The organism is Pseudomonas mandelii, assembly GCF_900106065.1.
In the GTDB taxonomy this organism is placed as follows: Bacteria; Pseudomonadota; Gammaproteobacteria; order Pseudomonadales; family Pseudomonadaceae; genus Aquipseudomonas; species Aquipseudomonas mandelii.
The window spans coordinates 32,885-46,252 of sequence record NZ_LT629796.1 but is presented as its reverse complement, the minus strand read 5'-3'; the positions used below and the strand labels follow the sequence as shown (position 1 = coordinate 46,252).

The 13,368-nt window shown below is 62.1% G+C and carries 8 protein-coding genes; 5 read left to right on the top strand and 3 right to left on the bottom strand.

The window, feature by feature from the left end:
- Positions 1-124 precede the first annotated feature (124 nt).
- The 3 genes from BLU63_RS00195 (at position 125) to BLU63_RS00185 (ending at position 3,249) form a co-directional block, all read left to right on the top strand.
- Positions 125-991: a pirin family protein gene (locus tag BLU63_RS00195; RefSeq protein WP_083374641.1), complete on the top strand. Its 867-nt coding sequence runs from the start codon at positions 125-127 to the stop codon at positions 989-991.
- 201 nt (positions 992-1,192) lie between these two features.
- The gene (locus BLU63_RS00190) at positions 1,193-2,635 is read left to right on the top strand and encodes a mechanosensitive ion channel domain-containing protein (RefSeq protein ID WP_010458478.1); all 1,443 of its coding nucleotides are present in this window, start codon (positions 1,193-1,195) and stop codon (positions 2,633-2,635) included.
- Positions 2,636-2,808: 173 nt separating this feature from the next.
- Positions 2,809-3,249, top strand: a complete 441-nt coding sequence (locus tag BLU63_RS00185) for a carboxymuconolactone decarboxylase family protein (RefSeq protein WP_077748887.1) — start codon at positions 2,809-2,811, stop codon at positions 3,247-3,249.
- Here BLU63_RS00185 and BLU63_RS00180 read toward each other — a convergent pair whose 3' ends face one another.
- Both BLU63_RS00180 and BLU63_RS00175 read right to left on the bottom strand, forming a co-directional pair.
- Entirely contained in the window at positions 3,250-4,842 is a 1,593-nt protein-coding gene (locus BLU63_RS00180) for a DHA2 family efflux MFS transporter permease subunit (protein ID WP_083374640.1), read from the bottom strand. It abuts the gene before it with no gap.
- Positions 4,839-5,960: an HlyD family secretion protein gene (locus tag BLU63_RS00175; RefSeq protein WP_083374639.1), complete on the bottom strand. Its 1,122-nt coding sequence runs from the start codon at positions 5,958-5,960 to the stop codon at positions 4,839-4,841. The genes BLU63_RS00180 and BLU63_RS00175 overlap by 4 nt, the downstream gene beginning before the upstream one ends.
- Positions 5,961-6,212: 252 nt before the next feature.
- Here BLU63_RS00175 and BLU63_RS00170 point away from each other — a divergent pair, with 252 nt between their 5' ends.
- Together BLU63_RS00170 and BLU63_RS00165 are read left to right on the top strand one after the other, a co-directional pair.
- Complete coding sequence (locus BLU63_RS00170; protein ID WP_083374638.1) at positions 6,213-7,940, top strand: ShlB/FhaC/HecB family hemolysin secretion/activation protein; 1,728 nt, start codon at positions 6,213-6,215, stop codon at positions 7,938-7,940.
- Between the two features lie 105 nt (positions 7,941-8,045).
- Complete coding sequence (locus BLU63_RS00165; RefSeq protein ID WP_083374637.1) at positions 8,046-12,557, top strand: hemagglutinin repeat-containing protein; 4,512 nt, start codon at positions 8,046-8,048, stop codon at positions 12,555-12,557.
- A gap of 49 nt (positions 12,558-12,606) precedes the next feature.
- On the opposite strand, the gene BLU63_RS00160 is transcribed toward BLU63_RS00165, so the two are convergent.
- Positions 12,607-13,368, bottom strand: a complete 762-nt coding sequence (locus tag BLU63_RS00160; RefSeq protein ID WP_010458484.1) for an SDR family NAD(P)-dependent oxidoreductase — start codon at positions 13,366-13,368, stop codon at positions 12,607-12,609.

Below are 13,368 nucleotides of genomic sequence, written 5' to 3'. Positions count from 1 at the left end.
CCTGTCGAAACCTTTGCCATCGTTCTCCAGGTAGAACGCTCAGGCTGATTTTTGCCGTCTAGTGGATTGAAGCGTTCGGTCTTAAGCTGAGTCCATTGCGTCAAACAACGAATTTGGAGGCAGGATGAAAAACATCATCGGTATTTACACCAGCCCGCGCACCCACTGGGTCGGCGACGGTTTCCCGGTTCGCACACTGTTTTCCTATGACAACCTGGCCAAACACATCAGCCCGTTTTTGCTGCTCGATCATGCTGGCCCCGCCGAATTCACCCCGACCACCGAGCGTCGTGGCGTGGGTCAGCATCCGCACCGCGGTTTCGAAACCGTGACCATCGTTTACAAGGGCGAAGTGGAGCACCGCGACTCCACCGGCAGCGGCGGCAGGATTGGCCCCGGCGATGTGCAATGGATGACCGCGGCGTCGGGGATTCTCCACGAGGAATTTCACTCCGAAGAGTTCGCCAGGACCGGCGGCACCCTGGAAATGGTGCAGCTGTGGGTCAACCTGCCGGCCAGGGACAAAATGGCCGATGCCGGTTATCAGACGATTCTCGATGGCGACATCCCGAACCTCCCGCTCAAGGACAAGGCTGGCAGCTTGCGCTTGATCGCGGGCGAGTTTGAGGGGCACACCGGTCCGGCGCGCACGTTCACGCCGATCGACGTCTGGGACCTGCGCCTCAACGGCGGCAAGTTGTTGACCCTCGACCTGCATGAAGGCCGTAACACCGCGCTGGTGGTGTTGCGCGGCACGGTTGAGGTCAACGGCCTGGAACTTATGCGCGAAGGGCAGTTGGCGTTGTTCGAACGCGATGGCCATCAGCTCAGCCTGGAAGCCAATGATGACGCCGTGGTGTTGCTGCTCAGCGGCGAGCCGATCGACGAACCGATTGTCGGTCACGGCCCGTTCGTGATGAACAGCGAGCAAGAGATTCATCAGGCCTTTGCTGACTTCCAGTCGGGCCGTTTCGGCCAGATGAGCGATTGAGCTCATTGTCTTGACGCTGGGCTGTGCCAACACTCATCCCTGTGGGAGCGAGCCTGCTCGCGAATGCGGTAGGACAGCCACCGACTCAGTGACTGTCTGACCGCCATCGCGAGCAGGCTCGCTTCCACAGTTTTTTGAGGTGTTATCAGATCCGCATTTACTCCTACACTGTGCCCATCCGTACATGGCTGGAGTTGTTTGATGCTGTCACTGCTTACCAATCACCCCTTGATCAGCGCGCTGGTCCTGATCCTGATTGATCTCGGCTTGTGGCGCTTGATCAGTGCCAACGGCAGCAACTGGAAACTGGTCGTGCGGCTGGTGATTTTTGCGCTGTTCAGCGTCTTGTTGTTCAACGAAGGCATGAACCCGCTGGAGCCGGCACCCTGGGCCGATAACGTACCGCTGCACCTGGCGGCCACGGGGTTGCAGATCGGCTGGTGGCTGTTCGGCGCGCGCACCCTGACGGTGTTGATCGGTGCAGTGATGATGCAACGGGTCGGGCACACGGGGCGGTTGCTGCAGGATCTGCTCGGTGCGGTGATCTTTCTGATCGCCGTCATCGCCGCCCTGGCCTATGTGCTCGAACTGCCGGTCAAAGGCGTGCTCGCGACCTCCGGTGCGTTGGCGATCATCGTCGGCCTGGCCTTGCAAAGCACCCTCAGCGACGTGTTCTCCGGGATCGTCCTCAACACCACCAAACCCTATCAACTGGATGACTGGATCTCCATCGACGGCACCGAAGGCCGGGTCACCGACATCGATTGGCGCGCCACGCGCCTGCAAACGTCCCAGGGCAGCATGGTGGTGATTCCCAACTCGCTGGCGGCCAAGGCCAAGATCATCAATTTCAGCCGGCCGAGCGATATGTTCGGCGTCTCGATCAGCCTGCAACTGAGCCCGCACGCGCGCCCGCAAACGGTGCTCGACGCGTTGGAGCGGGCGATGCAGGGTTGCCGTTATCTGCTGAGCAAACCGGCACCAAGTGTGGCGTTGAAAGGCTCGAGCGCCAGTGGCGTGGAGTACGAAATCAGTGGCTTCGTGGTCTCCATGGATCAGAAACGCATGGTGCGCAATCTGCTGTTCGACCTGGCGTACCGGCACTTGCAGGCGTCTGGTGTCAGCCTGTTGTCGAGCGTCGAGTCCAACGCGCCTGCCGTCCTGTCACGGCCACGGGCGTTGCTGGACAGTTCGAACATTTTCTCGACCCTGCGTCAGGAAGAGAAAGACACCTTCAGCCAGAACATGACCCTGCAAACCTTCCGCGCCGGTGACATGATCCTGCCGGCGGGTGAGGTCAGCGATCACCTGTTCATCATCGAATCGGGTGTGGTCTCGGTGCAGTTGAGCCGGGGCGGGGTCAAGTTCGAATCCGGGCGCATGGGCCCGGGCGAGGTGATCGGCGAGGGCGGGATTTTGTCCGATACCGCGCTGCCGGCGGAGTTCAGCGCCAAGACCGCCTGCAGCTTGTATCGCATCGAGAAGGACTACCTCAAACCGTGCCTGGATGCGCGTCATGACATCAGCGAAGCGATGACGGCGTTGCTGGATTTCCGCTTGCACAAGGCGCAGGCCCTGACCCAGGAAGTGCCGAAGGTGGTGGAGAAGAAAGGGTTTTTGCGCTGGTTGCGCAGTCGGGCGTAGGGATCTTCGGGGATGAGCACTGCGCGGTTCGTGAGCAGGCAAACCGCGTTTCAGCTCGCCAATCCATCATCGGCACATCCAATGGTCTCCTTGACTTTGGTGATATTGGTTATTTGTGAGAGGGGTGTGGGGGATTAACTTGGCTCCACCCCCATTTGGTATTGGAGTCCACCATGAAACCTCGCCTCGATTTCTACACCGCGTCCCCTGACGCACTCAAAGCCATGATCGCGCTGGAAGGCGCGGTTTCGAAGCTGCCGCTGGAAAAGACCCTGATCGAACTGGTCAAGCTGCGCACCTCGCAAATCAACGGCTGCGCCTTCTGCCTGGACATGCACAGCGCCGATGCGCGCAAGGGCGGTGAAGACGAGCGCCGTCTGTACACATTGTCGGCCTGGCGTGAAACGCCGTTCTTCACCCCGCGTGAACGTGCGGCGCTGGCGTGGACCGAGTCCCTGACGCTGCTGAGCCAGACTCACGCGCCGGATGAGGACTACGAACTGGCGGCGTCCGAGTTCAGCCCGAAGGAATTGGTCGACCTGACCGTGGCCATTACCACCATCAACGCCTGGAATCGCCTGGCGGTGGGTTTCCGCAAAATGCCTCAAGCCTGATCAATGAGCGTCTGCTGACGGCGCGGCCGGTGGCTGCACCTTGCGCATCAAGGGCACCATCGCCGTGGCAATGATGAAGCACACCATAATCATCAGAAAGGCGTCGCCGTAGGTCTGGGTCTGGGCTTCGCGGTAGGTCAGCAGCCAGAGTTGATGCAGGCTGGCGGTGACGCCGGCGTCGCCGCTCTGGCCGAGGGCGGCGAAGTTATTGCCGACCTGGGACAGCCATTGGTTCAGCGCTTCGTTGGTGCTGTTGAGGTTTTCCGCCAACCGGGTGAAGTGCAGGTTGGTGCGGTCGTTGAGGATGGTCGCACACGCGGCAATGCCGATGGCGCCCCCCAGGTTCCGCATCAGGTTGAACAGCCCCGAGGCATGTTTGAGCCGTGCCGGCGCCAGTCCGCCGAGGGTCAATGTCACCGCTGGCGGCACGGCCAATTGCTGGGCGATTCCGCGCAAGGCTTGCGGCAGCATCAGTTCTTTGGCCCCCCAGTCATGGGTGATCGGGCTGAAATCCCACATCGACAGCGCGAACAGACCAAGGCCGCTCATCATGATCCAGCGCAGGTCGATGCGATTGGCCAGAAAGGCGTACAGCGGAATCGCCATGATCTGGAACACTCCGGTGGAGAAAACTGCCAGACCAATGTCCAGCGCACCGTAGCCGCGCACCCGGCCGAGGAACAGCGGCGTCAGGTAAATGGTGGCAAACAGACCGATCCCGGTGACGAACGAGAAGAAACAACCGAGGGCGAAGTTGCGGTCCTTCAAGGCGCGCAAATCGACGATCGGGTTCGCCACATGCAAGGTTCGCCCGATGAAAGCCAGGCCGGCCAGGCCACTGATCCATGCCGTGGTCAAAATTGTGCTGTCGCTGAACCAGTTCCAGCGCGGACCTTCTTCGAGGGTGTATTCCAGGCAACCGAGAAACAGCGCCATGAACACCATGCTCAAGTAGTCGGCGCCCTTGAGCAGCGACAGTTCCGGCTGGTCGATTTTCACCAGCATCGGCACTGCCACCGCGACGAAAATCCCCGGCACCAGATTGATGTAGAACAGCCAGTGCCAGGATGAAATGTCGGTGATCCAGCCACCAATCACCGGCCCCAGGGTCGGTGCCAGCGAAGCCACTGCGCCGATGGTCGCGGCCGCGATCACCCGTTGTTTGCCGGTGAAGAAAAAGAACGCGGTGGTGAATACCAGGGGGATCATCGAACCACCGAGAAAGCCTTGCAGGGCACGGAAGGCGATCATGCTCTGGATGTTCCAGGCCGCGCCGCAGAGCAGGCTGGCCAAGGTGAATCCCACCGCAGAAGCGCAAAACAGCCAGCGCGTCGAGAACACCCGCGACAGCCAGCCCGACAGCGGGATCACGATGATTTCGGCAATCAGGTAACTGGTTTGCACCCACGCCGTTTCATCGGTGCCGGCCGAGAGTCCGCCGCCGATGTCACGCAGCGAAGCGGAGACGATCTGGATATCCAGCAGCGCGATGAACATGCCGATACACATGGAGGCAAAGGCGAAAACCTTGGTCGCCGTCGCCATGTTCGCGGCATTGAACGGTTGCGCGGGGGCGGCGAGGGCGCGGCTCATGGCGCGCGGGCCACGGCCGGGGTTGCAGGTTCCTTGCGAGTGTCCACTTCGGCGGTGACCGACAGGCCCGGACGCAGGTGGCCGAGCACGCCATCGGCCGGATCAAGCACGATGCGCACTGGCACCCGCTGAACGATTTTAGTGAAGTTGCCGGTGGCGTTTTCCGGCGGCAGCACGCTGAACTGTGAGCCACTGGCCGGCGCGAGGCTGTCCAGATGACCATGAAATTCCTGCCCGGAAAGCACGTCGGCATGAATAACCACCCGCTGCCCCGGATTCATGCGCGCCAGTTGATCTTCCTTGAAGTTGGCATCGACCCACAGGCCACTCGACGGTACCACCGACAGCAGTTGCGAACCGGCCTGGGCATAAGCGCCGACCCGCGCCCGACGATTGCCGATTACGCCGTCCACTGGGGCCTTCAGTTCGGTGTAACCCACGTTCAGTTGCGCCAGATCACGTTCGGCGTGGGCCTGCATCAGCGCGGCACGGGCCTGCTGCTTTTGCGTTGCGATCACGTTGAGCTGCCGCTGCGCCGCCAGCAGTTCGGCCTGGGCCCTCGAACTGAGGGCCTGAGCCGTTTTGAACGTCGCGTCGGCGCGTTGGGCGCTTTCCACCGAGACCGCATTACTGCCAACCAGTTTTTTGTAGCGCGCATTGTCGTCCCGTGAGCGAGCGGTTTCGGCGCCGGCGGCATCGATGCCGGCGCGGGCCTGGCCGATCACCGCGTGTTGCAGTTGTTCGGTGGCGTCGAGGTTGGCCAGCAACGCTTCTTCGGCGGCCACCGCGCCGTCGGCCCTGGCCAGGTCGGCGCGGTAGTCACGGGCGTCGAGGCGGATCAGCACGTCGCCGGCCTTGACCTTCTGATTGTCGGTGACCAGCACTTCTTCGATGTACCCCGCGACTTTCGGGCCGATCACTGTCACGTCGCCGCCAATATAGGCATCGTCGGTTTCTTCAATGAAACGCCCGGTGGTCCACCAATGCGTCGCGTACAGCCCGGCAAACACCAGGGCAGCGATGGCCGCCGTCAGCAAGATCAACCGTTTGAGCAGAGGAGACTTGGGTGTGCTCACCGGGACAGCGACGTCGGGTTCGAGGCTGGGCATGCTGGTCATTGAGTAAATACCTATGGGAAGCGGGTCTTTATTACGCATGTAATATGACGTAGGTAATATTTTGTGGCAAATGATTTCTGTTGCCAGTCGTCAGGGCGATGACAGCGGGAACGAACAGGAACGACAAGGAAACCAATTGTTTAAGAAATGTAAGCGTTGTAGGACGCGTCTTGCATTTGCGTAGGAACGATCTGACTATCACTCGCATTGATGGGGTGGCATTAAGCCATTTGATGATGACAGGGATGTTGAGTGCCGTATTCGTTTCGCGTTGTGCCTCGCCGTTGTTGCTCGCCTTGCACGCTGTTGTTGGCTTCGTTGTTGAGCCTGAGTGCTTCTGCACTCCAGGCGGCAGAGCCCTCCGCCCCAGGCCAGGAAGTGTTGCGCCAGCAACAACAGCAACAGCGCGATCTGCAACAGCTGCAACTGGAGCAGCGTCGCCGGCAACTGGAGCGCGGCAGCTTTGGTCCTGCGCCGGTCGCGCCGGCCGTCCCCGCCAGTGTGCCCGCCGATGAACGCTGCTGGCCCCTAAGTGGCACGCGTGTCGGTGGCGTCACCCTGATCAGCAGCAAGACCCTCGACGAGCGGATTAAGCCGCAACTGTCGTCGTGCATGGGCGTCGGCCAGATCAACCATCTGCTGGCGACCATCACCGGCCTGTATGTGGACGCGGGGTACATCGCCAGTCGGCCGTACCTGCGCAGCGCTCCGGTCGCCGGGCAATCGCTGGATATCGTGGTCGATGAAGGTTACGTCGAGTCCATCGAACTGGCCGACCAGCGCCTGCCGGTGTCCCTTGGTGGCGCCTTCCCTGGAATGCTCGGCAAGCCGCTGTACCTGCGCGATCTTGAGCAAGGCCTGGATCAGTTGAACCGCTTGCGTTCGCTTGACCTGACGGCCGACATAGCCCCCGGCTTGCAGCCCGGCGCCTCGCGGATCATCCTGCGTTCGCGCAGCAGCGGAGAGTCTCGCTGGGCGTTGGGCCTGGGCGTCGACAACCTCGGCAGCGCCAGCACCGGGCGTGATCGCGACACCCTGAGCCTGAGCCTCGACAGTCCGCTGGAGCTCAATGACGCCCTCAACGTGAGTGCCAGTGACACCCTCAATCGCGGTGATCGCTACAGCCGCAACGCCAGCGTTTACTACGCCATTCCCTACGGTTACTGGACCTACAGCGTATTCGCCAGCCATGCCGAATACCGCGCGCCGTTCAAGCTCAGCACCCTGAAATTCCACAGCAGCGGCATCACCGACCAGCTCAGCGTGCGCGCCGACCGGGTGTTGTGGCGCGATCAGAGCCATCAGTTCAGCGCCAACCTGCAACTGGCCCACAAGGACGTCGACAGTTATCTGGAGAACATTCGCCTCGGTATCCAGAGCCCGACCCTGACCGTGGTCGAAGCCGGTTTGAACCTGTTCTGGCTCAACAGCGCCGTGTGGAACCTGGACGTCAATTACGCCCAGGGCCTGCGCTGGTTCGGTGCCGATGACGATGCCCAGCGCCAGGTCAACGACCTGCCCAAGGCGCAGTTTCGCAAGTACCGCGCCGGTCTCAGCCAATGGCGAAACGGCCAGTTTGGTCAGCAGACATGGCAGTGGCAAAGCCAGTTGAACATTCAGTACAGCCCCGATCCGCTGCCGGCCATCGAACAACTGCTCGGCACCGATGATTCCGCCGTGCGCGGTTACCGGGTCAACAGTGCGTCCGGTGCCAGCGGCGCGATCTGGCGCAACACCTTGCGCCTGCCGTTGCGCAGCGATTGGCCGGTGCAAGTCACCCCGCGCCTGGGGCTGGACAACGGCTGGATCAAGGCCGACCACGGCACCCAGGGGCAACGCCTGAGCGGGGCCAGCGCCGGGGTGAACCTGAGCTGGAAAAACCTGCAAGTGGACGTCGATTACCAACGCAGCCTCAACACCCCCAGCGGTTTAAGGCATGAGCCAGAGACCTGGCTGATGCGCATGGGGTTGCAGATATGACCACCGACTCACCCGACACACATTCAGCCGTCGGACCTGTGCGCGACAGCCTCGGCAATCATCCCAACGCGCAACGTGATGCCGCACTTTTATTGAGAGGTTCCTATGCCTGAACAAACATTTGCGTTCCATCTTTCCCCTCGGGGAAAACTGCGCTGGGCGATTGCCAGCCTGTTCCTGATTGCCCATCTGCCAAACGCCCTCGCGGGTGGCGTGGTGGTCGCACCGGGCCCCGGCGGCACCGCACAACTGCAAACCCAGGGCGGAGTGCCGATCGTCAATATCGTTGCACCCAACGGCTCGGGCCTGTCGCATAACCAGTTCCTCGATTACAACGTTGATCGCCAGGGCCTGGTGTTGAACAACGCCTTGCAGGCCGGGCAATCCCAACTCGCCGGGCAACTGGCCGCCAACCCGCAGCTCCAGGGCCAGGCCGCGAGCGTGATCCTCAACGAAGTGGTCAGCCGCAACGCCTCGGCCATCAACGGTGCCCAGGAAATCTTCGGCCGCGCCGCCGATTATGTGTTGGCCAACCCCAACGGCATCTCGGTGAACGGCGGCAGTTTCATCAACACACCGAACGCCAATCTGGTGGTCGGCCGTCCCGAATTGAACGACGGCAAGCTGCAAGCCCTGAGCACCCGTGAGGCCTCCGGGACGTTGCAGATTCAGGGCGCGGGCCTGCAAAACCATGAGGGCTCGATCAACCTGATCGCCCCGCGCATCGACAGCCAGGGCAGCCTCAACGCTCGGGATCAGCTGAACCTCACCGTCGGCCGCAATCAGGTGGATTACGCCTCGGGCCAGGTGAAAACCGTGGACCCGGCCGGCAACACCACCGACCACCGCATCGACGCCAGCCTGTTTGGCGCCATGCAAGCGGGGCGCATCAACATCGTCAGCACCGCTGAAGGCGCCGGCGTGCGGGTCGGGCCGGTGCAGGTCGCGGGTCGCGAGGGCGTGCAGATTCACTCTGCAGGGGATTTGAGCATCAGCGGCCAAGCCGTCCCCGACAGCCTTGAGGTAATCCGGGCAGGCGTTCGCAGCAGCCAGGGTGACGTCCGCTTGCACAGTGGCAAGGACCTGACCCTGGCCGCCGCCGACGTCAGTGGCCGTGACGTCAAACTCGACGCCGGACGCAACTTGACCTTGAGCACCGTCGAAAGCCGCCGTCTCCAGGAGACGCGCGAAAACTGGAACAACAGCACCATCGGCATCACCTGGGAAACCTACGACCGCACGCAGACCGACAGCGATTCACGCCAGCACGGCAGCCAGATTCTCGCCAGCCGCGACGCGCAATTGTCGTCCGCTGGTGACACTGAACTGAAAGCGGCCAAGGTCAAAGCGGCGAACAATCTGACCGTGCAAAGCGGCGGCGATCTACGCCTGAGCGCCGCCACCGAAAGCCACACCCAGACCGATCAGGGCAACCACCGCAAACACTTGTGGAAAGCCGATTGGAACACCAGCAGCGAAGAGCAGCGCAGCATCACCAGCCACTTGGAGGGCGGCAACATCGCCCTGCAGACCGCCGCGTTATTGCGTTCCGAAGGGGCTGAGTTGAGCAGCGCCGCTGACATCCACCTCGCGGGCAAACAGGTGGAAATCACCAGTGCGAGCCGCACTCAGCGCACCAGCGACAACCGTTACTCGGGCGATCTGGTGGGCGGCGGTTTCTTTGGCAAGACCGGCGACGCCGATCAGGGCAAGACCCAGAACCAGGGCAGCAAAATCAACGCGGCCGGCAAGTTGATCGTCAAGGCGGACGACGTGCGGATCAGCGGCAGCCAGGTGCGCGGCGGTACCGAATCGAGCGTCATCAGCGACAAGGGTTCGCTGGTGATCGATGGCGTACAGGACACTTCTCACACCAACAGCCACGACAAGGACAGCAAGTTCTTCGGCATCACCAAGGACGAAACCCGGCAGAACGCCAAGGACAGCAGCACGGTGCGCAGCGAGCTGACCTCGGACAGCAACCTTGGGCTCAAGAGCGCCAAGGACATTGAGGTGGCCGGTTCCACGGTCAAGGCTGGCGGCAACCTGAGTGCTGACGCGGCGGGGGATGTGAAGGTGCATTCCGCGCAAGACACTCGCGACAGCAGCACAACCACCGAGACGCGTGGCTTCGATGCCTACGCCAGGGAAAACAGTCCGGACGCCGGGCAGTATCGTGCCGGTGTGCATTACGAAGGCAAGCAGAAAACCGTGACCGGCAACGACATCAAGCAGCAGGGCTCAAGCCTCAGCGGCGGCACTGTGCAACTGGCGGCGGGCGGCGACCTGACGCTCAAAGGCTCCGAGGTCAACGCCACACACGGCGACGCGACGCTGACCGGCAAGAACGTCTCGCTGCTGGCCGAGCAGAACAGCCACAGCACCTCGACGGATAAAACCGGCACCAGCGGCGGCTTCTACTACACCGGCGGCCTCGACCGCGCCGGCAGTGGCATCGATTTCGCGCACACCTCCTCGCAAGACACCACTGGCACAACCACCGCGCAAACCAGCAGCGTGCAGAGCAGCGGCAACCTGAACATCAACACCGGCAAACTGACCACCGAAGGCGCGCGTCTGGATGCCGGCAAAGGCCTGAATGTCGCTGCCGTCGAGGTAGACAATCGCGCTGCGCACAACACCGACAGCAGCACCCACAAAGACAGCAACTGGTCAGCGGACATCGGCGCCAACGTCGAGTACAAGGACATCGCCCGGCCGATCGCCGGAGCGGTCAAGGATGTGCTGGCCGGCAAGGTGCCGGACAAGGATGCGCTGGCCAACCTCGGTCAACCCAACGTCGGCATCGGCGTTGCGATCGGTCATCAGAACGCCAGCCATACCGAGCAAACCAGCACCGCCGTGGTCAGCCAGTTCAAGGGCGGCACCGTGGAGATGAACGTGGCCGGGACGTTGCAGGACCAGGGCACTCAGTACCAAGCGAGCACGGGCAAGGTCAACATCAACGCCGATACCTTGGTGGCGACCGCCGCGAATAACACCCACCGCAGGACCGATCAGGCGCTGGACGCCAAGGCTGATGTGCGGGTCTACACCAAGACCGGTGAGGACGTGAACGTCGCCGGCAGCGGTGCGGGTGGCAGCAGCCAGACGCGCAAGGACACGTCCACTGCTGTCGTCGGCAGCTATGCCGGCAGCAAAGGGGTGACCATCAATCTGCGTGGCGATGGCCAGTTCGAAGGCAGCCATTTCGATGGCGGGCAGGGCGGTGTCTCGATCAAGACCGGCGGTGACCTGGCGCTGAATCAGGCCACTGACCGCCAGAGCAACGACACCTCCAGCCTACGCGGCAACGGCTCGTTGAACGTCGGCACTGCACCGGGCACCAACGGCACCAATGTCGATCTGGGTGCGGGTTTCCAGCTCGATCACACCGGCAAACAAACCCGGGACAGCCAGGCGCAGGTGTCGAGTATTCAGGGTAAAGGTCCGGTGCTGTTGAGCAGCGGTGGCGATCAGATCCTGCAAGGGACGAAGGTCGACACGCGGGGCGGCATTGACCTGAAGGCTGGCGGCCAACTCGATCTGCAAGCGGCAACCGACACCCACACCGCGACCGGCAGCAACCTCGGCGGCGGCCTCAAGGTGGGCGGCAGCAAAACCAGCACGGAGATAAGTGCTGACCAGGGCGGCAACGTGAGCGGCAATTTCAACATCGGTCGGGTCAACGAAACGACACGGACTTTGACCGGTGGACAGCTCAACAGCCAGGGCAACATCGCCCTCGGTGGTGACGCGATCCACCTGCAAGGCACCCAGGTCAGCGCCCCGAGCGTCAGCCTCGATGCGCAGAGCGGCGGCATCCTCCAGGCGTCGGCCGAGTCCACACAGAACCGCACAAACTGGAATGTGGCACTGAATGCCGGCGGCAACCTGAGCAACAGCACACCGGTCGTCGCGGATGAAAAGCACGTCGCCACAAGTGATCACGGCTTCAATGCCGGGGCCAAGGTCGGCGTGGATTACCTGCAAGGCACGATCCAGCAGAACAGCCAGATCAAGGCTGACAACGTGGTGTTGAACAGCGTGGGTGATACTCGTCTGGCGGGTGCGCGGATTGATGCGACGACCGTCAGCGGCAAGGTCGGCGGTGACCTGAGCGTGGAAAGTCGCCAGGACAGCCAGACTAGCGCCAAGGTTGATGTTGACCTCGGCCTGACAGGCAAGAAGGTTGCACCAGCCGACAAGGACAAAGTGGCCGAGAACACCAAACCGGGCGGGACTGACTACAAGCCGACACTGAAACTAGATGGCGGTTACGCGCATAAGGACAGCGTCGGCCAGGCTTCCGGTATCAGTGGCAGCCAGGGTGTAAGTCTAAAGGTGGGCGGCGCCACGCAACTGAGCGGTGCACGGATTGCATCGACTGACGGCCGCGTGGGGCTCGGTGGTTCCAAAGTCACCACTGCCACCGTGAGCAACCGTGATTACGGGATCAACGCCGGTCTGGATTTGCCTGAAAAGGCAGAAGGTGAAGCCGGTAAACCGGTCGTTACAACCCCGGGTGAGCACAGCATCAAACTCGGTCCGGTCACCCTGGGCGGTCATTACGACAGCCAATCGTTACAAGCTGGGATCGACGAGAAAAATATCTAGGCTCCGCCTTCCCTGTGGGAGCGAGCACGCTCGCTTCCCCATTTGATTGTTAGCGGGAAACTTGCGGTGCGTGACTCGGAGGGGTTCTCAGCCCTGCCGTTTCACCACCGTCCACCGTCAACACCGTACCGTTGACGTAGCTGGACGCTGGCGACAGCAACCAGCAAATCGCCTGGGCCACTTCTTCGGGCGCGGCCAGGCGGCCTACGGGAATCCTTGCGGTCAGGGCAGCCAGACGAGGTGCGTCCTTCATGATCGCGTCCATCATGCGCGTGGCGATCTGACCGGGGCACACCGCGTTGAACCGTACGCTTGCGCCATATTCCAGGGCCAGCGCCTGCGTCATGCCAATCAAGGCCGCCTTGCTGGCGCAGTAAGTGGCCAGTCCCTCTTCGCCGGTCTTGCCGGCGATCGACGACACATTCACCACCGCTCCATGACCCGCCTGCAAGCCGGGCAAGGCGTGCTTGATGAAGAAAAATGCCGAGCGGGTGTTGACCTCGAACATCGTGTCCCATTCCAGTTGTGAGGTCTGTGTGAGCGCCTTGCGCCCGGCCATGCCGGCGTTGTTGACCAGACCTTGCAAGGAGCCGTTACCCAGTTCCAGTGCGCGGTAGACGACGCGTTGACAGTCGGCCTCTTGCCGCACGTCGCCCGCCACGAACGTGCTGCCCGGCAGGCGCTGGGACAGCTGCTCTCCCGCATCGACGTCACGTCCAGTGAACACCACTGACATGCCCTGGCCGATTAACTGCTCTACGGTGACGGCACCGATGCCCTGGGTGCCGCCGGTCACGATGTACATGCTCAT

Excerpts from the sequence above, each read along its gene's own strand:
- BLU63_RS00175 (WP_083374639.1), bottom strand. The coding sequence starts at position 5,960 with ATGACCAGCATGCCCAGCCTCGAACCCGACGTCGCTGTCCCGGTGAGC.
- BLU63_RS00160 (WP_010458484.1), bottom strand. The coding sequence starts at position 13,368 with ATGAGCATGTACATCGTGACCGGCGGCACCCAGGGCATCGGTGCCGTC.
- BLU63_RS00185 (WP_077748887.1), top strand. The coding sequence starts at position 2,809 with ATGAAACCTCGCCTCGATTTCTACACCGCGTCCCCTGACGCACTCAAA.
- BLU63_RS00165 (WP_083374637.1), top strand. The coding sequence starts at position 8,046 with ATGCCTGAACAAACATTTGCGTTCCATCTTTCCCCTCGGGGAAAACTG.
- BLU63_RS00190 (WP_010458478.1), top strand. The coding sequence starts at position 1,193 with ATGCTGTCACTGCTTACCAATCACCCCTTGATCAGCGCGCTGGTCCTG.
- BLU63_RS00180 (WP_083374640.1), bottom strand. The coding sequence starts at position 4,842 with ATGAGCCGCGCCCTCGCCGCCCCCGCGCAACCGTTCAATGCCGCGAAC.
- BLU63_RS00195 (WP_083374641.1), top strand. The coding sequence starts at position 125 with ATGAAAAACATCATCGGTATTTACACCAGCCCGCGCACCCACTGGGTC.